This window comes from Aquipseudomonas alcaligenes (assembly GCF_003205495.1).
In the GTDB taxonomy this organism is placed as follows: domain Bacteria; phylum Pseudomonadota; class Gammaproteobacteria; order Pseudomonadales; family Pseudomonadaceae; genus Aquipseudomonas; species Aquipseudomonas alcaligenes_B.
In genome coordinates this window covers 1-19,626 of sequence record NZ_QJRX01000013.1, presented here as the reverse complement: position 1 = coordinate 19,626, position 19,626 = coordinate 1, and the positions used below count along the sequence as shown (strand labels likewise).

20 protein-coding genes are annotated in these 19,626 nt (G+C 69.7%); 16 read left to right on the top strand and 4 right to left on the bottom strand.

Features of this window, described 5'->3' with window-relative positions; genetic code table 11:
• The first annotated feature begins 49 nt into the window (after window positions 1-49).
• From DMO17_RS19130 to DMO17_RS19070, 13 genes are all read left to right on the top strand, one after another.
• The gene (locus tag DMO17_RS19130; protein WP_110684070.1) at window positions 50-985 is read left to right on the top strand and encodes a 4-hydroxyproline epimerase; all 936 of its coding nucleotides are present in this window, start codon (window positions 50-52) and stop codon (window positions 983-985) included.
• Window positions 982-2,082 carry an NAD(P)/FAD-dependent oxidoreductase gene (locus DMO17_RS19125; protein WP_258371579.1) on the top strand — a complete coding sequence of 367 codons (1,101 nt, stop codon included), beginning with the start codon at window positions 982-984 and terminating at the stop codon, window positions 2,080-2,082. Before DMO17_RS19130 ends, DMO17_RS19125 begins: the two co-directional genes overlap by 4 nt.
• The gene (locus DMO17_RS19120) at window positions 2,075-2,311 is read left to right on the top strand and encodes a (2Fe-2S)-binding protein (protein ID WP_061902756.1); all 237 of its coding nucleotides are present in this window, start codon (window positions 2,075-2,077) and stop codon (window positions 2,309-2,311) included. The genes DMO17_RS19125 and DMO17_RS19120 overlap by 8 nt, the downstream gene beginning before the upstream one ends.
• Complete coding sequence (locus tag DMO17_RS19115; protein ID WP_110684069.1) at window positions 2,308-3,549, top strand: NAD(P)/FAD-dependent oxidoreductase; 1,242 nt, start codon at window positions 2,308-2,310, stop codon at window positions 3,547-3,549. The genes DMO17_RS19120 and DMO17_RS19115 overlap by 4 nt, the downstream gene beginning before the upstream one ends.
• A gap of 104 nt (window positions 3,550-3,653) precedes the next feature.
• Window positions 3,654-4,406: an AraC family transcriptional regulator gene (locus DMO17_RS19110; protein WP_181418830.1), complete on the top strand. Its 753-nt coding sequence runs from the start codon at window positions 3,654-3,656 to the stop codon at window positions 4,404-4,406.
• A 298-nt stretch (window positions 4,407-4,704) separates the two neighbouring features.
• On the top strand, window positions 4,705-5,523 hold the full coding sequence (locus DMO17_RS19105; RefSeq protein ID WP_110684068.1) for an ABC transporter substrate-binding protein: 819 nt from the start codon (window positions 4,705-4,707) through the stop codon (window positions 5,521-5,523).
• A 19-nt stretch (window positions 5,524-5,542) separates the two neighbouring features.
• Window positions 5,543-7,318 (top strand): cis-3-hydroxy-L-proline dehydratase, encoded by a 1,776-nt coding sequence (gene lhpI, locus DMO17_RS19100; RefSeq protein ID WP_375538037.1) that lies wholly within the window; start codon window positions 5,543-5,545, stop codon window positions 7,316-7,318.
• 3 nt (window positions 7,319-7,321) lie between these two features.
• Window positions 7,322-7,987: an amino acid ABC transporter permease gene (locus DMO17_RS19095; protein WP_110684066.1), complete on the top strand. Its 666-nt coding sequence runs from the start codon at window positions 7,322-7,324 to the stop codon at window positions 7,985-7,987.
• 13 nt (window positions 7,988-8,000) lie between these two features.
• Entirely contained in the window at window positions 8,001-8,651 is a 651-nt protein-coding gene (locus DMO17_RS19090) for an amino acid ABC transporter permease (protein WP_110684065.1), read from the top strand.
• Window positions 8,644-9,366 (top strand): amino acid ABC transporter ATP-binding protein, encoded by a 723-nt coding sequence (locus tag DMO17_RS19085; protein WP_110684064.1) that lies wholly within the window; start codon window positions 8,644-8,646, stop codon window positions 9,364-9,366. The genes DMO17_RS19090 and DMO17_RS19085 overlap by 8 nt, the downstream gene beginning before the upstream one ends.
• A gap of 10 nt (window positions 9,367-9,376) precedes the next feature.
• On the top strand, window positions 9,377-10,414 hold the full coding sequence (locus DMO17_RS19080) for a trans-3-hydroxy-L-proline dehydratase (protein WP_110684063.1): 1,038 nt from the start codon (window positions 9,377-9,379) through the stop codon (window positions 10,412-10,414).
• A 141-nt stretch (window positions 10,415-10,555) separates the two neighbouring features.
• Entirely contained in the window at window positions 10,556-11,491 is a 936-nt protein-coding gene (locus tag DMO17_RS19075) for a dihydrodipicolinate synthase family protein (RefSeq protein WP_110684062.1), read from the top strand.
• Between the two features lie 87 nt (window positions 11,492-11,578).
• On the top strand, window positions 11,579-13,162 hold the full coding sequence (locus tag DMO17_RS19070; protein ID WP_181418829.1) for an aldehyde dehydrogenase (NADP(+)): 1,584 nt from the start codon (window positions 11,579-11,581) through the stop codon (window positions 13,160-13,162).
• Window positions 13,163-13,234: 72 nt separating this feature from the next.
• Here DMO17_RS19070 and DMO17_RS19065 read toward each other — a convergent pair whose 3' ends face one another.
• Window positions 13,235-13,636 carry a hypothetical protein gene (locus DMO17_RS19065; protein WP_181418828.1) on the bottom strand — a complete coding sequence of 134 codons (402 nt, stop codon included), beginning with the start codon at window positions 13,634-13,636 and terminating at the stop codon, window positions 13,235-13,237.
• A gap of 122 nt (window positions 13,637-13,758) precedes the next feature.
• Between DMO17_RS19065 and DMO17_RS19060 the strand changes: the two genes are divergently transcribed.
• A complete protein-coding gene (locus DMO17_RS19060) occupies window positions 13,759-14,247 on the top strand; it encodes a hypothetical protein (RefSeq protein ID WP_110684061.1) in 489 nt (162 codons plus the stop codon).
• Window positions 14,244-15,575, top strand: a complete 1,332-nt coding sequence (locus tag DMO17_RS19055; RefSeq protein WP_110684060.1) for a GAF domain-containing protein — start codon at window positions 14,244-14,246, stop codon at window positions 15,573-15,575. Before DMO17_RS19060 ends, DMO17_RS19055 begins: the two co-directional genes overlap by 4 nt.
• Here DMO17_RS19055 and DMO17_RS19050 read toward each other — a convergent pair whose 3' ends face one another.
• From DMO17_RS19050 to hexR, 3 genes are all read right to left on the bottom strand, one after another.
• Window positions 15,576-16,583 carry an Ldh family oxidoreductase gene (locus DMO17_RS19050; RefSeq protein WP_110684059.1) on the bottom strand — a complete coding sequence of 336 codons (1,008 nt, stop codon included), beginning with the start codon at window positions 16,581-16,583 and terminating at the stop codon, window positions 15,576-15,578.
• Window positions 16,584-16,688: 105 nt separating this feature from the next.
• Window positions 16,689-16,889: a PA3496 family putative envelope integrity protein gene (locus tag DMO17_RS19045; RefSeq protein ID WP_110684058.1), complete on the bottom strand. Its 201-nt coding sequence runs from the start codon at window positions 16,887-16,889 to the stop codon at window positions 16,689-16,691.
• 87 nt (window positions 16,890-16,976) lie between these two features.
• Window positions 16,977-17,843, bottom strand: coding sequence for a transcriptional regulator HexR (gene hexR, locus DMO17_RS19040; RefSeq protein WP_110684057.1), 867 nt, complete (start codon window positions 17,841-17,843; stop codon window positions 16,977-16,979).
• A 165-nt stretch (window positions 17,844-18,008) separates the two neighbouring features.
• On the opposite strand from hexR, the gene zwf reads away from it, so the two are divergent.
• On the top strand, window positions 18,009-19,436 hold the full coding sequence (gene zwf, locus DMO17_RS19035; protein ID WP_394335643.1) for a glucose-6-phosphate dehydrogenase: 1,428 nt from the start codon (window positions 18,009-18,011) through the stop codon (window positions 19,434-19,436).
• Window positions 19,437-19,626 lie beyond the last annotated feature (190 nt).

Here is a 19,626-nt window from a genome sequence, read left to right as displayed (position 1 = left end):
CCGCGCGGCGGCAACCTTGCCGGTATCCACTCATCGGCAGGGGCCGCCCATGCAACGCATCCGTGTACTCGACTCGCACACCGGCGGTGAACCGACTCGCCTGGTTCTCGACGGCTTTCCCGACCTCGGCCGCGGCAGCATGGCCGAGCGCCGCCAGCTGCTCGCCGAGCGCTTCGACGCCTGGCGCGCCGCCACGGTGCTGGAGCCGCGCGGCAGCGACGTGCTGGTCGGCGCCCTGCTCTGCGAGCCGGTCGACCCTGCCGCCTGTGCCGGAGTGATCTTCTTCAACAACAGCGGCTACCTCGGCATGTGCGGCCACGGCACCATCGGCCTGGTGGTCTCGCTGGCCCACCTGGGGCGCATCGGCCCGGGCGTGCACAAGATCGAGACGCCGGTCGGCACCGTCGAGGCCACCCTGCACGACGACCGCTCGGTGAGCGTGCGCAACGTGCCGGCCTACCGCTACCGCCAGGCGGTCGCGGTCGAGGTGCCGGGGCACGGCCAAGTAGTCGGCGATATCGCCTGGGGCGGCAACTGGTTCTTCCTGATCTCAGACCACGGCCTGCGCGTCGTCGGCGACAACCTGGAGGCGCTCACCGCCTACTCGGTGGCCGTGCAGCAGGCTCTGGAAGACCAGGGCCTGCGCGGCGAGGACGGCGGCCTGATCGACCATATCGAGCTGTTCGCCGACGACGCCGAGGCCGACAGCCGCAACTTCGTGCTTTGCCCGGGCAAGGCCTACGACCGCTCGCCCTGCGGCACCGGCACCAGCGCCAAGCTGGCCTGCCTGGCCGCCGACGGCAAGCTGCAGCCGGGCCAGCTGTGGCGCCAGGCCAGCGTGATCGGCAGCCAGTTCGAGACCCACTACGAGCACGCCGAAGGCCGCCGCATCATCCCCACCATCCGCGGCCGCGCGCACCTCAGCGCCGAAGCCACCCTGCTGATCGAGGCGGACGACCCCTTCGCCTGGGGCATTCGCCTGTGAGCGACGTGATCGTCATCGGTGGCGGCATCGTCGGCGCCGCCTGCGCCCGCGAACTGGCCAGGCGCGGCCAGCGTGTGCTGGTGCTGGATGCCGGCCTGAGAGCCGCCACCGCCGCCGGCATGGGCCACCTGATCGTACTGGACGACAACCCGGCCGAACTGGCGCTCAGCCAGTACTCGGTGCAGCGCTGGCGCGACTGGGCACGGGAGATGCCGGAGGACTGCGCCTACCGGCAGAACGGCACCCTGTGGCTGGCCGCCAATGCCGAGGAGATGGCGGTGGCCGAGGCCAAGTACCAGGTGCTGCGCGAGCACGGCCTGGACTGCGAGTTGCTCGGCGCCGGCGCCCTGCGTGCCGCCGAACCGGAGCTGCGCGACGGCCTGCACGGCGGCCTGCGGGTCGGCGGCGACGGCATCCTCTATGCCCCCAATGCCGCGCGCTGGCTGCTCGATCACCCGCTGATCGAGCAGCGCCGGGCACAGGTGGTCGAGGTCGACGGCGCCCGTGTGCGCCTGCAGGACGGCAGCTGGCTGAGCGCCCAGGCGGTGATCCTGGCCGGCGGCACCCACGTCACCGAACTCTGTCCGGAGCTGCCGGTGGAACCGAAGAAGGGCCACCTGCTGATCACCGACCGCTACCCGGGGCGCATCAGCCACACCCTGGTGGAGCTGGGCTACGTCACCAGCGCACACAACGCCACGGGCCCCTCGACCGCCGCCAATATCCAGCCGCGGCCGACCGGCCAGCTGTTCATCGGCGCCTCGCGCCAGTTCGGCACCCTCGACCCCGAGGTCGAACCCTGGATGCTGGCCAAGATGCTGCGCCGCGCCGTGCACTACATGCCGGGCCTGGCCAAGCTCAACGGCATCCGCGCCTGGACCGGCTTTCGCGCCGCCAGCCCGGACGGCCTGCCGCTGCTCGGCGAGCACCCGCAGCGCCGCGGCCTGTGGCTGGCGGTCGGCCACGAAGGCCTGGGCGTGACTACCGCGCCGGGCAGCGCCGACCTGCTCATCGCCCAGCTGTTCGGCGAAACCGCGCCGCTGGCACCCGAGCCCTACCTGCCGCAACGCTTCCCCGGAGTCCGCGCGCATGCCTGAACTGATTCTCGACGGCCGCCCGCTGCGCGTGGCCGAAGGCACCACGGTAGCCGCCGCGCTGGCACTCGGCGGCGACGGCAGCAGCCGCACCTCGGTCAGCGGCCAGCGCCGCGCGCCGGTGTGCGGCATGGGCGTGTGCCAGGAATGCCGGGTAACCATCGACGGCCAGCGCCGCCTGGCCTGCCAGACCCTGTGCCGCGACGGCATGCGCGTGGAGAGCCAGCCATGAAGGTGGACATTCTCATCGTTGGCGCCGGCCCCGCCGGCATGGCCGCGGCCCTGGCCGCCGCGCCGAGCGGCGCGCGCATCGCCGTGCTCGATGACAACCCCGCCGCCGGCGGGCAGATCTGGCGCGACGGCCCGCAGGCGCACATCCCAAAGCTGGCCCGCGAACATCGCCAGCGCCTGGAAACGCAGGCCAATATCCAGCTGCTGCCGGCCAGCCGCGTGGTCGCCCTGGCCGGGCCCCAGGCGCTGCTGGTGGAAGACCCCGAGCAGGGCCGGGTGATCGAGTACACCAAGCTGATTCTGTGCACCGGCGCCCGCGAGCTACTGCTGCCCTTCCCCGGCTGGACCCTGCCCGGCGTCACCGGCGCCGGCGGCCTGCAGGCGCTGATCAAGGGCGGCCTGCCGGTGGCCGGCGAACGCATCGTCATCGCCGGCAGCGGCCCGCTGCTGCTGGCCAGCGCCGCCACCGCGCGGGACAACGGCGCCCGGGTGCTGAATATCCTCGAGCAGGCACCGTGGTCCGCCGTGGCCGGCTTCGCCGCGCAGCTGCCGCGCTGGCCGTACAAGCTGCTGCAATCATTCGGCCTGTTCCACCCCGGCTACCGGGCCAGCAGCCATGTGGTCGAAGCCCTCGGCGACGGGCGCCTGGAAGGGGTGCGCCTGAACATCGGCGGACAGCTCCGCGAGATCGCCTGCGAGCGCCTGGCCTGCGGCTTCGGCCTGGTGCCCAATCTGCAGCTGGGCCAGGCCCTGGGCTGCCGTATCGACAACAGCGCCATCGCCGTCGACGCCTGGCAGGCCACCAGCCTGGCCGGGGTCTACGCGGCCGGCGAGAGCACCGGCTTTGGCGGCAGCGAGAAGGCGCTGGTCGAAGGCGCCATCGCCGGTCATTCGGCGGTCGGCGCGCGCGAAGCGGCGCAACGCCTGTGGTCGCAGCGCCAGCGCTGGCAAGGCTTCGCCCGCGCGCTAAACAGCGCCTTCGCCCTCGGCGATGCGGTGAAGCAACTGGCCCGACCGGACACCCTGATCTGCCGCTGCGAAGACGTGCCACTGTCGGCGGTAACCGATCACCAGGGCTGGAGCCAGGCCAAGCTGGCCAGCCGCTGCGGCATGGGCGCCTGCCAGGGCCGGGTGTGCGGCGCCGCCGCCCAGGCGCTGTTCGGCTGGCAGCCGCCGGCGCCGCGCCCGCCCTTCAGCCCGGCGCGCATCGACACCCTGCTGCAGCTCGGCGACGACTGAGCCCCGCCTGGGGCTGCCGCGATCGCGCACGGCGGCGGCGCAGCGCTTGTCCAGCGCCGCCGTCGCTGCGCAGAATGGGCGCCCCGAAGGCCAGTGTCCGCCCCATGCTCGATCTGCTGCCGTCCACCGCTCCCGCCGACCTGCCCAGCCTGCTCGCCAGCCTGGGCGCCGTCGCCCCGCTGCTGGATGCCATGCCCGGCGTGGTGTTCTTCGTCAAGGACGTGCAGGCGCGCTACGTGCTGGTCAACCAGACCCTGGCCACCCGCTGCGGCTACCGCGACAAGAGCGAGCTGCTCGGGCGCACCGCCGAGGAAGTGTTCCCCTCGCGCTTCGGCCCGCTCTACACCGCCCAGGATTTGCAGGTGCTGGAGGCCGGCAGCCTGCTCGCCGACCAGCTGGAGTTGCACCTCTACCCCGGGCGCCAACCGGGCTGGTGCCTGACCCACAAGCTGGCGCTGCGCAACGCCGCCGGGCAGGTCATCGGCATGGCCGGCATCTCCTGCGACCTGCCGGCGGCCCAGGCCGCGCACCCGGCCTACCAGAAGCTGGCGGCGGTGGACGAGCACATCCGCCAGCACTACGCCCAGCCGATCAGCCTGGCCGAGCTGACCGCCATCGCCGGTCTCTCGGTGGCGCAGCTGGAGCGCCACTGCAAGCGCATCTTCCAGCTCACCCCACGGCAGATGATCCACAAGGCGCGCCTGGGCGCGGCCTCGCAGCTGCTGCTCGGCGAGCTGCCGATCACCGAGATCGCCCTGCGTTGCGGCTACACCGACCACAGCGCCTTCAGCCGCCAGTTCAAGGCCCTCACCGGCCTCTCCCCCAGCCAGTACCGCGACTCCCACCGCAACCCCTGACCCGTATCCGGTCGCACCAGGTGCAACCGCCGCCGCTAACGGTGTTCCGTTTGCGGGCACGCCGGCGCATCCATGCTTCGTTATGTAACACCGGGCAGTCACGAAATCGCCCGACTAGTCTTAGTAGAACCGTGACGCCCGACCGCCTCCTGCCTGGCGGCCTTGCGTGACGGGGGCTGACGCATCCGCGTGGGCGCGCCGGCGTTTTAGGCATAGGCCTTGCAAAGTAAATATCGTATACGAAATTCGAGATACCCCTGTTTCATCTGCCAACCATCAGACACACATGAGGCTGCACATGAATAGAAAGACCCTCGCCATCGCCCTCGGCGCCGCCCTCAGCGCTTCCCTGGCCGCCACCGCCCAGGCCGACAAGCTCGACGACATCATCGAGTCCGGCAAGCTGCGCTGCGCCGTGACCCTGGACTTCCCGCCCATGGGCTTCCGCGACGAGAACAACAACCCGGCCGGCTTCGATGTGGACTACTGCGCCGACCTGGCCAAGGTCCTCGGCGTGGAACCGGAAGTGGTCGAAACGCCCTTCCCCGACCGCATCCCGGCGCTGGTCTCCGGCCGCGCCGACATCATCGTCGCCTCCACCTCCGACACCCTGGAGCGCGCCAAGACCGTGGGCATGACCATCCCCTACTTCGCCTTCCAGATGGTCGTGCTGACCCGCGAGGACGCCGGGGTGAACAGCTACGCCGACCTCAAGGGCAAGAAGCTGGGCAACACCAGCGGCACCTACGAGGCCATCGCCCTGGAGAAGGACCAGAAGGCCTGGGGTTCGGGCAGCTTCCGCGCCTACCAGTCGCAGAACGACACCATCCTCGCCGTGGCCCAGGGCCACATCGACGCCACCGTGGTGACCAACACCGTGGCCGCCGCCACCCTCAAGTCCGGCAAGTACAAGGGCCTCAAGGTCGCCGGTGACGCACCCTACGTGGTCGACTACGTGTCCCTGGCCGCCAAGCGCAGCGAGTACGGCCTGCTCAACTACCTCAACCTGTTCGTCAACCAGCAGGTGCGTAACGGCCGCTACGACGAGCTGTGGAAGAAGTGGGTCGGCGACGAGATCAAGCCGGCCAACCTGACCGTGCCCGGCGTGTACTACTGATCACGCGCGCCCGGGAGAGATGACGATGTCCGTACTGTCCATCGAGGGTCGCAGTCTGGTCGCGGGACGGGGGCAAGGCAGCCTGCTCCACGCCGACCTGGGCCTGAGCTTCTGGGGCGGCGTCGACCCCTTCAGCGGCGAGGTGATCGACCGTCACCACCCGCTGAGCGGGCAATCCCTGGCCGGGCGCGTGCTGGCCATTCCCAGCGGACGCGGCTCCTGCACCGGCAGCAGCGTCCTGCTGGAACTGATCCTCAACGGTCCGGCACCGGCGGCGCTGGTGCTGGCCGAACCCGACGAGATTCTCACCCTCGGCGCCCTGGTCGCCGAGCATGTGTTCGACGTGCAGCTGCCGGTGCTGTGCATCGGCCACGCCGCCTTCGCCGAGCTGGCCGCCCATGCCGGCGCCAGCGTGCGGGTCGACGGCACGCGCCTGCAGGTGTTCGACAGCGCGCCGGCCGACGGCTGGCAGGCCACGCCGATCGCCCACGACGGCAGCCACCCGCCGAGCCTGACGCTGAGCCCCCGTGACCGCGCCATCCTCGCCGGCGAGCAGGGCCGCGCGGCCCAGGTGGCCATGCAGCTGGTGCTGCGCATGGCCGAGCTGCAGGGCGCGCGCGAGCTGCTCGACGTGACCCAGGCGCACATCGACGGCTGCATCTACACCGGCCCGGCCTGCCTGCGCTTCGCCCAGCAGCTGCTCGACTGGGGGGCGAAGGTCAGCGTGCCGACCACCCTCAACGCGATCTCGGTGGACCAGCGCCGCTGGCGCGCGCAGGGCATCGACCCGGCCTTCGGCGAGCCGGCCAGCGAACTCGGCGACGTCTACATGGCCATGGGCGCGGAGCTCAGCTTCACCTGCGCGCCCTACCTGCTGGACAGCGCGCCCAAGGCCGGCGAGCAGATCGTCTGGGCCGAGTCCAACGCCGTGGTCTACGCCAACAGCGTGCTCGGCGCGCGCACCCTCAAGTACCCGGACTACCTGGACATCTGCATCGCCCTCACCGGCCGCGCGCCGCGCTGCGGCAGCCACCTCGACGAGGGTCGCCACGCGCGCCTGCTGATCGAGGTGGAAACCCCGCAGGCCCCGGATGACAGCTTCTGGCCGCTGCTCGGCTACCACGTCGGCCTGCTCAGCACCGTCGACATCCCGGTGCTCAGCGGCCTGCAGCACAGCGCGCCAAACACCGACGACCTCAAGGCCTTCGGCGCCGCCTTCGCCACCACCTCGGCGGCGCCCATGTTCCATATCGCCGGGGTCACCCCCGAGGCGCCGGACGTGGCCAGCGCCCTCGGCGGCCGGGCGCCGGCCCGGCAGCTGCGGGTTACCCTCGCCGACCTGCTGGACAGCTGGTGGGAGTTGAACGGCGCCGACTCGGCCGAGGTCAGCCTGGTGGCCCTGGGCAACCCGCACTGCTCGGCCACCGAGCTGGCGCGCCTGGCCGAGCTCTGCGAGGGCCGCCACAGCCACCCGGACACCGCCCTGGTGGTGACCTGCGGCCGCGCCGTGTTCGAGCGGGCGGCGGCGGCCGGCCATGTGGCCACGCTGGAGAGATTCGGCGCGCGCCTGATCACCGATACCTGCTGGTGCATGCTCGGCGAGCCGGTAGTGCCGCCGGGCAGTCGCAACCTGATGACCAATTCGGGCAAGTACGCCCACTACGCCCCCGGCCTGGCTGGCCGCCAGGTGCACTTCGGCAACCTCGCCGCCTGCGTCGAGGCCGCCTGCACGGGGCGCAACCAGGGACAACTCCCGGCCTGGCTGGGTCAACTTCCACCCCAAGGGAAACGCTGATCGATGTTCGATTACACCTTCCACTGGCGCTCGGCCTTCAAGGCCCTGCCGGACATGCTGGCGGGCGCCTGGGTAACCCTGGAGACGGCAGCCCTGTCGATGCTCCTGGGTACCCTGATCGCCCTGCTGCTGACGGTGATGCGGCAGATGCAGCACCCGGTGCCACGGCACTTCGCCAACACCTGGGTGTCCATCGCGCGCAACACCCCGTCGCTGTTCCAGATCTACATCCTCTACTTCGGCCTCGGCAGCTTCGGCCTGCACGTCAGCTCCTGGGTCGCCCTGCTGGCGGGGATCACCTTCAACAACGCCGGCTACCTGGCGGAGAACTTCCGCGGCGGCCTCAAGGCGGTGCCGGAGACGCAGATGAAGGCGGCCCGTTCGCTGGGCATGAGCGCCTTCCAGGCCTACCGCCTGATCATCGTCCCGCAGCTGCTGCGCATCGTCTTCCACCCGCTGTCCAACCAGATGGTCTGGGCCGTGCTGATGACCTCGCTGGGAGTCATCGTCGGGCTGAACAACGACCTCACCGGGGTCACCCAGGACTACAACGTGAAGACCTTCCGTACCTTCGAGTACTTCGCCATCGCGGCGGTGCTCTATTACCTGATCGCCAAGACCATCGTGCTCGCCGCACGCCTGATGGCCTGGCGTCTGTTCCGCTACTGAGGGAGGCGCGCACATGTTCGAAACCAGCCTCACCTCCAACGACCTGCTGTTCATGCTGCAGGGTGCCTGGGTCACCCTCAAGCTGACCGCCGGCGCCATGCTCATCGGCACCCTGGCCGGCGTGCTGTTCGGCCTGCTGCGCGCCGCCCTGCCGCGCGCCACCCTGCCGCTGGCCTGGGTGCTCGACGTGTTCCGCAGCGTGCCGCTGCTGATCCAGTTCGTCCTGTTCAATGCCCTCAAAAGCATCGCCGGCCTGGACATGAGCGCCTTCACCGTCGGCTGCATCGTGCTCGGCGTGTATGCCGCGGCCTTCTGTACCGAGGTGGTACGCAGCGGCGTGCTGGCCGTGCCGCCCAACCTGCGCCGCGCCGCACGCTCGCTGGGCATGAGCTACAGCCAGGACCTGCGCTACATCGTGCTGCCGATCGCCACCCGGGTGGCCTTCCCCGGCTGGCTCAACCTGGTGCTCAGCGTGATGAAGGACACCGCGCTGGTCATGTGGATCGGCATCGTCGAGCTGCTGCGCGCCTCGCAGACCATCGTTACCCGTATTCAGGAGCCGCTGCTGGTGCTGTGCATCGCCGGCCTCATCTACTACGTCATGAGCCTGGTGGTGGCCCAGCTGGGCGCCCAGCTGGAGAAAAGGTGGCAGGAAAATGATTGAGATCGACAACGTCTACAAATCCTTCGGCGACCTCGAAGTCATCAAGGGTGTCAGCCTGACGGTGAACAAGGGCGAGGTGGTGTCGATCATCGGCGGCTCCGGCTCCGGCAAGAGCACCCTGCTGATGTGCATCAACGGCCTGGAGCCGATCCAGAAGGGCAGCATCCGCGTCGACGGCACCGAGGTGCACGCCCCGGGCACCGACCTCAACAAGCTGCGGCAGAAGATCGGCATCGTGTTCCAGCAGTGGAACGCCTTCCCCCACCTGACCGTGCTGGAGAACGTCATGCTGGCGCCGCGCAAGGTGCTCGGCCTGAGCAAGCAGGAAGCCGAGGCCATCGCCGTCAAGCAGCTCACCCACGTGGGCCTGGCGGACAAGCTCAAGGTGTTCCCCAGCAAGCTTTCTGGCGGCCAGCAGCAGCGCATGGCGATCGCCCGCGCGCTGGCCATGAGCCCGGACTACATGCTGTTCGACGAGGCCACCAGCGCCCTCGACCCGCAGCTGGTGGGCGAGGTGCTGGACACCATGCGCCTGCTCGCCGAGGAAGGCATGACCATGATCCTGGTCACCCACGAGATCCGCTTCGCCCGCGACGTGTCCGACCGCGTGGCGTTCTTCCGCAACGGCCTGGTGCACGAGATCGGCGCGCCCGAGCAGGTCATCGGCAACCCGCAGAAGCCGGAAACCGCGGACTTCCTCAAGTCGGTCCTGTAAGGGGAGAGCAATGCGTTCGAGCAAGGTCATCCATGTGGTCAGCTGCCACGCCGAGGGCGAGGTCGGTGACGTCATCGTCGGCGGCGTCGCGCCGCCGCCGGGCGCCACCCTGTGGGAACAGTCGCGCTGGATCGCCCGCGACCAGGAACTGCGCAACTTCGTGCTGAACGAGCCGCGCGGCGGCGTGTTCCGTCACGTCAACCTGCTGGTGCCGGCCAAGGACCCGCGGGCGCAGATGGCCTGGATCATCATGGAGCCGGCCGACACGCCGCCCATGTCCGGCTCCAACTCGCTGTGCGTGTCCACCGTGCTGCTCGACAGCGGCATCCTGCCGATGAGCGAGCCGGAAACGCGCCTGGTGCTGGAAGCACCGGGCGGCCTGATCGAGGCCGTGGCCCAGTGCCGTGACGGCAAGGTGCAGCGCGTCGAGGTGAAGAACGTGCCGTCCTTCGCCGACAAGCTGGACGCCATGATTGAGGTCGAGGGCCTCGGCAGCCTCAAAGTCGACACCGCCTACGGCGGCGACAGCTTCGTCATCGCTGACGCCCGTACCCTGGGCTTCGCCCTGACCGCCGACGAGGCCGCCGACCTGGTCGCCGTGGGCCTGAAGATCACCCGCGCGGCCAACGAGCAGCTGGGCTTCGTCCATCCGCTGAACAAGGACTGGGACCACATCTCGTTCTGCCAGATCGCCGCGCCGCTGGAGCGCATCGACGGCGTGCTGACCGCCGCCAACGCGGTGGTGATCCGCCCCGGCAAGATCGACCGCTCGCCCTGCGGCACCGGCTGCTCGGCGCGCATGGCAGTGCTGCACGCCAAGGGTCAGATGCAGGACGGCGAGCGCTTCGTCGGCCGCTCGATCATCGGCTCCGAGTTCCACTGCCGCATCGCCGGCGTCACCGAAGTCGCCGGGCGCCCGGCCATCCACCCCTGCCTGTCCGGGCGGGCCTGGATCACTGGCACCCACCAGCACCTGCTCGACCCCGACGACCCCTGGCCGCAGGGCTATCGGTTATCCGACACCTGGCCGGTCGAGCCGCAACCCTGACCCTGTTTTTTAAAGATCTGAAAACCGCCGCCGCGTCGGCGCACTGAACCGGGCCCAGGCCCAACCCATGGAAACAAGGGCGTAGAACGATCCCTTGCTTCCGTATACGAAATACTCTGACTCTGCCCAGGAGGCGACAGCATGAACAGCACCATCTTCACCGGCACCATCCCCGCCCTGATGACCCCCTGCACCGCCGAGCGCAAGCCGGACTTCGACGCCCTGGTGCGCAAGGGCAAGCAGCTGATCGAGGCCGGCATGAGCGCCGTGGTCTACTGCGGTTCCATGGGCGACTGGCCATTGCTCACCGAGGCCGAGCGCCAGGAAGGGGTGGCGCGCCTGGTCGCCGCCGGCATCCCGACCATCGTCGGCACTGGCGCGGTGAACAGCCGCGAGGCCGTGTCCCACGCCGCCCACGCCGCCAAGGTCGGCGCCCATGGCCTGATGGTCATCCCGCGCGTATTGTCCCGCGGCGCTTCGCCGGCCGCCCAGGAAGCCCACTTCGCCGCCATTCTCGAGGCGGCACCTAAGCTGCCGGCGGTGATCTACAACAGCCCCTACTACGGCTTCGCCACCCGCGCCGAGCTGTTCTTCAAGCTGCGCCGCCAGTACCCCAACCTGATCGGCTTCAAGGAATTCGGCGGCGCCGCCGACATGCGCTACGCCGCCGAGCACATCACCTCGCAGGATGACCAGGTGATCCTCATGGCCGGCGTCGATACCCAGGTGATGCATGGCTTCGTCAATTGCGGCGCGACCGGCGCCATCACCGGCATCGGCAACGTCCTGCCGCGCGAGGTGCTGCAGCTGGTCGAGCTGAGCAAGCAGGCCGCCAAGGGCGACGCCGTCGCCCGTCGCCGCGCCCTGGAGCTGTCCGAGGCGCTCAACGTGCTGTCGTCCTTCGACGAGGGCTGCGACCTGGTTCTCTACTACAAGTACCTGATGGTGCTGGGCGGCGACCCGGAATACAGCCTGCACTTCAACCCCACCGACGCACTCAGCGACGCCCAGCGCAACTACGCCGAGACCCAGTACAAGCTGTTCCGCCAGTGGTACGCCAACTGGTCGGCCGCCTGATCGCCATGCTGCGGCCGGATGCTTCCGGACATCCGGTCGATCTGCAATGGCAACGCTGATCTCACAGGCACCCGACAGGAGCTAACCATGCCCGCCATCACCGGCCACAACTTCATCGCCGGCGGCCGCAGCGCCGCCGGCGAGATCATCCTGCACAGCCTCGACGCCAGCACCGGCGAGGCACTGCCCTACGCCTTCCACCAGGCCACCGAGGCCGAGGTGGACGCCGCCGCCCGCGCCGCCGAGGCCGCCTACCCGGTCTACCGCGCCCTCAGCCCGGAGCGCCGCGCCCAGTTCCTCGACGCCATCGCCGAGCAGATCGATGCCCTCGGCGACGACTTCGTCCAGCTGGTGTGCCGCGAGACCGCCCTGCCGGCCGCGCGCATCCAGGGCGAGCGCGGCCGCACCAGCGGGCAGATGCGCCTGTTCGCCAGGGTGCTGCGCCGCGGCGACTTCCTCGGCGCGCGCATCGACCGCGCCCTGCCCGAGCGCCAGCCGCTGCCGCGCCCGGACCTGCGCCAGTACCGCACCGGCGTCGGCCCGGTGGCGGTGTTCGGCGCCAGCAACTTCCCGCTGGCCTTCTCCACCGCCGGCGGCGACACCGCCGCCGCGCTGGCCGCCGGCTGTCCGGTGGTGTTCAAGGCGCACAGCGGCCACATGGCCACCGCCGAGCGGGTGGCCCAGGCGATCATCCGCGCCGCCGAGGCCACCGGCATGCCGGCCGGCGTGTTCAACATGGTCTATGGCGGCGGGGTCGGCGAGTGGCTGGTCAAGCATCCGGCGATCCAGGCGGTCGGCTTCACCGGCTCGCTGAAGGGCGGTCGAGCCCTGTGCGACATGGCCGCCGCGCGCCCGCATCCCATCCCGGTGTTCGCCGAGATGAGCTCGATCAACCCGGTGCTGATGCTGCCGGCCGCCCTGGCCGCACGTGGCGAGAAGATCGCCCGCGAACTGGCCGACTCGGTGGTGCAGGGCTGCGGCCAGTTCTGCACCAACCCGGGCCTGGTCATCGGCATCGCCTCGCCGGCCTTCAGCCTGTTCGTCGCCAACCTGATCGCCGAAATCGGCCAGCGCCCGCCGCAGACCATGCTCAACGCCGGTACCCTGGGCAGCTACGAACGCGGCCTGGCCGCGCTGCACGCCCACCCGGGGCTGAAGCACCTGGCCGGCCAGCCGCAGGAAGGCCGCCAGGCTCGGCCGCAGCTGTTCCAGGCCGATGTCGCATTGCTGCTGGAAGGCGACGAGCTGCTGCAGGAAGAGGTGTTCGGCCCGGTCACCGTGGTGGTGGAAGTGGCCGACAAGGCCGAGCTGATCCGCGCCCTGCATGGCCTGCGCGGCCAGCTGACCGCCACCCTGACCGCCGAGCCGGCTGACCTGGAGGCCCACGGCGATCTGTTGCCACTGCTGGAGCAGAAGGTTGGCCGGGTACTGTTCAACGGTTATCCGACCGGCGTGGAAGTGTGCGACGCGATGGTCCACGGCGGCCCCTATCCGGCCACTTCGGATGCGCGCGGCACCTCGGTCGGCAGCCTGGCCATCGAGCGCTTCCTGCGCCCGGTGTGCTACCAGAACTGCCCGGACGCCCTGCTGCCGGACGCCCTGAAGAACGCCAACCCGCTGGGCCTGGCCCGGCTGGTCGACGGCATCACCACGCGGGAATCGCTGGCCTGAAAAGTTGTCGGCTCAGCCACCAGCGCTTCCCTCCCTCAGCCCCGGTTCGCCGGGGCTTTTTTATCGCCGCCCTCAGCTCAGCGCCAGCGGGCGACTGGCCGGCGCCTGGCGTTGCGCCGGCAGGAACAGGGCAACCACGAACAGCAGCACGCCGCCCGCCACCCCCAGCGACGCCAGGCCCAGCAGCGGGCCGAAGGCGGGCTTGCCATTGAGCATGAACAGCAAGGCCACGCACATCACCGGCAGGCTCAGGTTGTACAGCCAGAAATGCGCCTTCAGCACGCGCCCCGGTTGCAGTACGCGGCCGATCAGGCCGAACAGCGCCATGGATACCCAACCGAGCAGGTTGATGTGGGCATGCAGCGGGAACAGGTGATGGTCGCCGGACAACCCCATGCCGACGCCCAGGGCCACACCTATGAAAAAATACAGTCCGGCCAGTTTGAGCCACAGATTGCTGAGCCTATGTTGCATGATGAACTCCGTTACAGATGGTGAGCCCCCATGCTAGGTGGGCAGCGCCCGGACATTTGCTAATTTTTCCGGCAGCACTTGCTAAAAGATTGCTAAGGGGATGCGATGACAGGACAACCGCGATGGATGCGCTGAGCCTCGACGAGGAGCTGGCCGACTTCATCAGCCAGGGCGCGCTGATCCGCCTGGCCAGCGCCACCGCCACGGGTGTGCCGGACCTCTGCTTCGGCCTGGCCTGCTTCGTCGATCCGGCGCGCCAGCGCCTGCGCGTGGCCTTCGACGAGCGCCAGGCCGGCGCCGTGCTGCAGCTGGCGGTACAGGGCGGACGGGCGGCCCTGGTGTTCAGCGACCCGGTGAGCCACCGCACCGTGCAGATCAAGACCCGCGACGCCCGCCTGGGCGGGGTGGCCGGCAGCGAGCTCGCGGAGATCGCCCGGCGCGTCTCGCTGGCCAACCGGCGCCTGGACCTGATCGGCTTCGGCGACCCCTTCGCCTCCACCCTCAACGGCTACGAGCCCGAACGCCTGGTGTTCCTGCACTGCGGCATTCACGCGCTGTTCGACCAGACGCCCGGGCCGAATGCCGGCAAGGCGCTGGCGGGGGCACCATGAACCCCAGCCTCTGTGCCCTGCGCGACTCGATGGAGGGCAGCACGCCGGCGCTGATCGCCACCTGCGCGCTCGACGGCACGCCCAACCTGTCCTACCTATCGGCGGTGCACTACCTCGACCCGGCCCACATCGCCCTGAGCTTCCAGTTCTTCAGCCAGACCCGGCGCAACGTGCTGGAGAACCCCATCGCGCGGATCCTGCTGATCGACCCCTTCACCGCCCGCCGCCACCGCCTGCTGGCGCAATACCTGCGCACCGAGACCGAGGGCGCCACGTTCGAGAAGATCGGCGCCAAGCTGGCCGGCATCGCCTCGCACAGCGGCATGGACGGCGTCTTCCGCCTGCAGGGCGCCGACATCTACCGGGTGCTGGCCATCGAGCCGGTGGACTGCCCCGGCCTGCCCCAGCCACTGCCGCCCAACCTGCTGCCGCCACTGCGCGCGCTGATCGAGACGGTGGCCCAGGCCGTCGACCTGGAGCACCTGTTCGACAGCTGCCTGGCCGCCCTGGAGCGCCAGCTGGAGATCGCCCAGGCCATGATCCTGCTGTGCGACGACGCGCAGGCGCGCCTGTTCACCGTGGCCGCGCGCGGCTATCCCGGCAGCCAGATCGGCAGCGAGGTGCCGCTGGGCAAGGGCGTGATCGGCGTGGCCGCGCGCACGGGCGTGCCGATCCGCATCAACCATGCCCTGGCCGAGCACGGCTACGCCCAGGTGGTGCGCTCCCAGGCGCTGGCCCTGGACGAGCCGCTGGAGCCGGCGCTGCCCTTCCATGGCCTGGCCAACCCCGGCAGCCAGCTGGCCCTGCCGATCCGCCTGGGCGCCACGGTGAGCGGCGTGCTCTATGTCGAGGACCTGCGCGCCCAGCGCTTCAGCTACCACCATGAGGATGCCCTGGCGACCCTGGCCGACGCCCTGGGCCTGGCCATCGGCCGCCTGCAGGAGGACTGCGAGGCGGGCGAGGCGGCGGACTGGCAGGGCGCGCCGACGCCGCGTCCGCGCGCCAACAGCACGCTGCAGGTGCGCTTCTATGCGCGCCTGTCGACCCTGTTCATCGACGGCCAGTACGTGATCAAAGGCATCGCCGGCGCCATCCTCTGGAAGCTCCTGCGCGAATACCGCGACAGCGGCCGGCGCACCTTCAGCAGCCGCGAGCTGCGCGCCGACAGCTCGCTGAACCTGCCGGAGATCAGCGACAACCTGGCCACCCGCCTGCTGCTGTTGCGCCGCCGCCTGGACGAGATGGCGCTGGGCATCAGCCTGCGCAAATGCGGGCGCGGCCAGGTCGAGCTGCGGGTGGAGCAGCCGCTGGAACTGGAGGAAGGCTAGCTAGCCGAGCAGCGCCTGCAGGTCGCGGTACAGGCCGTCGTCGAGTTCAACGCCACAGGCCAGGCTCCTGGCCCGCGCCTCGTAGCGCCGCTGCGACGGCAGCCGCGCGCCCTGGCCCTGGATCGCCTCGAACAGTGCCTCGGCGCGGGCCAGGTGCTGCTCGGCCTGCGCGCCAAGAAAGCGCTGCGGATCGAGGGCGATGATCAGCTCGCCGTGGTACGGCAGGGCGTTGGCGCCGCCGTCGAAGGCGCCGGATTCGAGGCTGGTGAGGTCGCCGATCAGCGGCCCGGCGATCAGCTCGATCATCGTCGACAGCGCCGAGCCCTTGTGCCCGCCGAAGGTCAGCATGGCGCCGTGGTCGAGCACCTCGGCGGCCTCGCTGCTCGGCTGGCCGTGGCGGTCGACGCCCCAGCCCGGCGGCAGCGGCTCGCCGGAACGGCGGTGCAGCTCGATCTCGCCACGGGCGATGGCGCTGGTGGCGAAGTCGAAGACGAAGGGCTGGCCACCGGCGCGCGGCCAGCCGAAGGCGACGGGGTTGGTACCGAACAGCGGACGGCTGCCACCGGCCGGCGCCACGTAGGCCTGGGTCGGGTTGCAGGCCAGCGCCACCAGACCCAGCTCGGTGAGCGCCTCCATCTCCACCCACAGTGCGGAGAAGTGCACGCAGCGGTTGATCGCCAGGGCGGCGATGCCGTTGCGCCGGGCCTTGTCCGCCAGCAGCGGCAGGCCGGCGGCGAAGGCCAGCTGGGAGAAGCCGCCATGGGCGTCGACCCGTACCAGCGACGGCGCCTGGTCGATCACCTCGGGCTCGGCATCGGCCACCGCCTTGCCGGCCTTGAGGGTGTGCACGATGCCGAGCAGGCGCCACAGGCCGTGGGACTTGCAGCCATCGCGCTCGCCGGCGGTCACGGTGGCGGCGATGGCCTGGGCGAAGGCCTCGCTGAAACCGGCATGACGCAGGATGGCGGCGGCCAGCTCATGGGCCTCGGTGAGGGTCAGTCGGGTCATAACGGGCTCCTGGCAGTCTGCCCGCTACAGTGGCCCGTCGCGGCCGCCGCGGCTTGATCGCTTTGCACGCGCGGCATGCCGAATTCGGCATACCGCCGGCAGGGCTCAGGCCGCCTGGCGACGGGTCGTGGCGCGCTCGAGCAAGAAGCCGGCGGGGAGCAGATCGGGATAGTCGTGGAGTTCGCGCTGCAGGCGGCGCTGCTCGGCGTAATCCTCGATGGCGCGGCGGAAGGCCATGCGGCGCTGGTCTTCCAGCTTGCGGCGGGTCTTGCTGTCGTGAACGGGTTCGGCGTGATGCAGGCTCATCGCGGGGCTCCTAGTCCGATAACGGGAACCCAGCATGCGCGCCGGAGGGTGACGCTTTGGCGGCGCGCCGATGAATCTTGCGTGACGCTAGTCCTCGGCGCTGCGCACCGACTTGGGCGACAGACGCAGGCTGCGCAGGCTGCGCTTGACGCTCTTGAGGTGGTTGACCAGGTCCGGGCCGCGGGCCATGGCCACGCCCATGGCCAGCACGTCGATCACCACCAGGTGGGCGATGCGCGAGGTCAGCGGCGTGTAGATCTCGGTGTCTTCCTGCACGTCGATGGCCAGGTTGACCGTGGCCAGGTCGGCCAGCGGGGTCTGGCTCGGGCACAGGGTGATCAGCGTGGCGCCGGACTCGCGCACCAGGTTGGCGGTGATCAGCAGGTCCTTGGAACGGCCGGACTGCGAGATGCAGATGGCCACGTCGGTGGGCTTGAGGGTCACCGCGCTCATCGCCTGCATGTGCGGGTCGGAATAGGCGGCGGCGGTCAGCAACAGGCGGAAGAACTTGTGCTGGGCGTCGGCGGCCACCGCGCCGGAGGCGCCGAAGCCGTAGAACTCGATGCGCTGGGCGTTGGCGATGGCATTGATGGCCTTCTCCAGCTCCTTGGGATCGAGGCGTTCGCGCACTTCCATCAGGGTATGCAGGGTGGTGTCGAAGATCTTCAGGCTGAAGTCCGCCACCGAGTCGTTCTCGCTGATCGCGAACTGGCCGAAGCTGGCCCCCGCCGCCAGGCTCTGCGCCAGTTTCAGCTTGAGGTCCTGGAAGCCGCTGCAGCCAATGGCGCGGCAGAAGCGCACGATGGTCGGCTCGCTGATGCCGACCTCGTGGGCCAGGTCGGCCATGGAGCTGTGCATGACCGCCGAGGGGTCCTGCAGGACATGGTCGGCAACCTTCAGCTCCGACTTGCGGAGCAGGTGACGGGACTGGGCGATATGCTGCAGAAGATTCACGGGCAGGACTCTGTTATCGGGCTCGATGGAAACCGCGCCGGCTCGCTGCGGTTTCACCCAGCCTGTTATGATCGGGCTGTAGTGAGCTTGTAGTTATACTACATGAATGCCCAACCCGCACAGGCAAACCCGGCCGGAGGCCTCTCGTTGAACAGCCCCTGCGACATGCTGGTATTCGGTGGCACCGGCGACCTGGCCCTGCACAAGCTGCTGCCAGCGCTCTACCACCTGCATCGCGACGGGCGCCTGCCGGCCGACATGCGCATCCTCGCCGCGGCGCGCAACGCCCTGAGCCGCGCCGAGTACCAGGCCCTAGCCGAGCGCCGCTGCCGCGCCCAGGTGGCGCGCAGCGACTTCGACAACGACACCTGGGCCGGCTTCGCCGCGCGCCTCGACTACTTCGCCATGGACCTGGCGCAGAGCGCCGAATTCGGCCGCCTGGCCAAGTACCTCGGCGCCCACGCCTGCGACCGCGGGCGCATCTACTACCTGGCCACCGCGCCGGACCTATTCGAAGCCATCGCCGAGCACCTGGCCATCGCCGGGTTGGCCGGCAGCGACACGCGCATCGTGCTGGAAAAGCCGATCGGCCATTCGCTGGAGTCGGCCCGTGAGATCAACGCCGCCATCGGCGCGGTGTTCAGCGAGCCACAGGTATTCCGCATCGACCACTACCTGGGCAAGGAGACGGTGCAGAACCTGATGGCACTGCGCTTCGCCAATGCCCTGTTCGAGCCGATCTGGCGTGCCGGGCACATCGACCACGTGCAGATCAGCGTCAACGAGACGCTCGGCGTGGAAAATCGCGGCGCCTACTACGACAAGGCCGGTGCCATGCGCGACATGGTGCAGAACCACCTGCTGCAGCTGCTCTGCCTGGTGGCCATGGAGGCGCCGGTACGCTTCGACGCCGAGTCGGTGCGTAACGAGAAGGTGAAGATCCTCGAAGCGCTCAAACCCATCGCCGGCCTCGACGTGCACGACAAGACGGTGCGCGGCCAGTACGTCGCCGGGAAGATCGGCGGACAGGAAGTGCCGGCGTACTACTTCGAGAAACATGTCGACAACGACAGCGATACCGAAACCTTCGTCGCCATTCAGGCGGAGATCGACAACTGGCGCTGGGCCGGCGTGCCCTTCTACCTGCGCACCGGCAAGCGCATGGCGAAGAAGTGCTCGGAGATCGTCATCCAGTTCAAGCCGGTACCGCACCGCCTGTTCGAAGGCAGCCAGGCCAATCGCCTGGTCATCAGCCTGCAGCCGGAGGAACGCATCACCCTGCAGCTGATGGGCAAGAGTCCGGGCAAGGGCATGCAGCTGACCCCCATCGAGCTGGACCTGAACCTGGCCCAGGTGTTCCCGCAGAAGCGCCGCTGGGATGCCTACGAGCGCCTGCTGCTGGACGTGATCGAAGGCGATTCGACGCTGTTTATGCGCCGCGACGAAGTCGAGGCGGCCTGGGCCTGGATCGACCCCATCCTCAAGGGCTGGCAGGACAACTACCAGGACCCGCGCCCCTACCCCGCCGGCCGCAACGGCCCGGAACAGGCCAACACCCTGCTGGAGCTGGCCGGGCGCGAGTGGGAAGACTAGACCCCAGCAGCACCAGCCCTACGCCCCTCTCCCATTCATGGGAGAGGGGCGGGGAGAGGGAGCGCTCCTGTAGCCCGGATGCAATCCGGGAGCCTGTCACCTCCCCGCACGACATTGCGCAACTCCTTGCACACATTCCTCTTCCACCCCGCCCGCAGCGCCCGCCCCGCGTGCCTTCGCCCCTCTGCGC

Excerpts from the sequence above, each read along its gene's own strand:
- DMO17_RS19130 (WP_110684070.1), top strand. The coding sequence starts at position 50 with ATGCAACGCATCCGTGTACTCGACTCGCACACCGGCGGTGAACCGACT.
- DMO17_RS19120 (WP_061902756.1), top strand. The coding sequence starts at position 2,075 with ATGCCTGAACTGATTCTCGACGGCCGCCCGCTGCGCGTGGCCGAAGGC.
- DMO17_RS19115 (WP_110684069.1), top strand. The coding sequence starts at position 2,308 with ATGAAGGTGGACATTCTCATCGTTGGCGCCGGCCCCGCCGGCATGGCC.
- DMO17_RS19110 (WP_181418830.1), top strand. The coding sequence starts at position 3,654 with ATGCTCGATCTGCTGCCGTCCACCGCTCCCGCCGACCTGCCCAGCCTG.
- DMO17_RS19105 (WP_110684068.1), top strand. The coding sequence starts at position 4,705 with ATGAATAGAAAGACCCTCGCCATCGCCCTCGGCGCCGCCCTCAGCGCT.
- lhpI (WP_375538037.1), top strand. The coding sequence starts at position 5,543 with ATGACGATGTCCGTACTGTCCATCGAGGGTCGCAGTCTGGTCGCGGGA.
- DMO17_RS19095 (WP_110684066.1), top strand. The coding sequence starts at position 7,322 with ATGTTCGATTACACCTTCCACTGGCGCTCGGCCTTCAAGGCCCTGCCG.
- DMO17_RS19090 (WP_110684065.1), top strand. The coding sequence starts at position 8,001 with ATGTTCGAAACCAGCCTCACCTCCAACGACCTGCTGTTCATGCTGCAG.
- DMO17_RS19085 (WP_110684064.1), top strand. The coding sequence starts at position 8,644 with ATGATTGAGATCGACAACGTCTACAAATCCTTCGGCGACCTCGAAGTC.
- DMO17_RS19080 (WP_110684063.1), top strand. The coding sequence starts at position 9,377 with ATGCGTTCGAGCAAGGTCATCCATGTGGTCAGCTGCCACGCCGAGGGC.
- DMO17_RS19075 (WP_110684062.1), top strand. The coding sequence starts at position 10,556 with ATGAACAGCACCATCTTCACCGGCACCATCCCCGCCCTGATGACCCCC.
- DMO17_RS19070 (WP_181418829.1), top strand. The coding sequence starts at position 11,579 with ATGCCCGCCATCACCGGCCACAACTTCATCGCCGGCGGCCGCAGCGCC.
- DMO17_RS19065 (WP_181418828.1), bottom strand. The coding sequence starts at position 13,636 with ATGCAACATAGGCTCAGCAATCTGTGGCTCAAACTGGCCGGACTGTAT.
- DMO17_RS19060 (WP_110684061.1), top strand. The coding sequence starts at position 13,759 with ATGGATGCGCTGAGCCTCGACGAGGAGCTGGCCGACTTCATCAGCCAG.
- DMO17_RS19055 (WP_110684060.1), top strand. The coding sequence starts at position 14,244 with ATGAACCCCAGCCTCTGTGCCCTGCGCGACTCGATGGAGGGCAGCACG.
- DMO17_RS19050 (WP_110684059.1), bottom strand. The coding sequence starts at position 16,583 with ATGACCCGACTGACCCTCACCGAGGCCCATGAGCTGGCCGCCGCCATC.
- DMO17_RS19045 (WP_110684058.1), bottom strand. The coding sequence starts at position 16,889 with ATGAGCCTGCATCACGCCGAACCCGTTCACGACAGCAAGACCCGCCGC.
- zwf (WP_394335643.1), top strand. The coding sequence starts at position 18,009 with ATGCTGGTATTCGGTGGCACCGGCGACCTGGCCCTGCACAAGCTGCTG.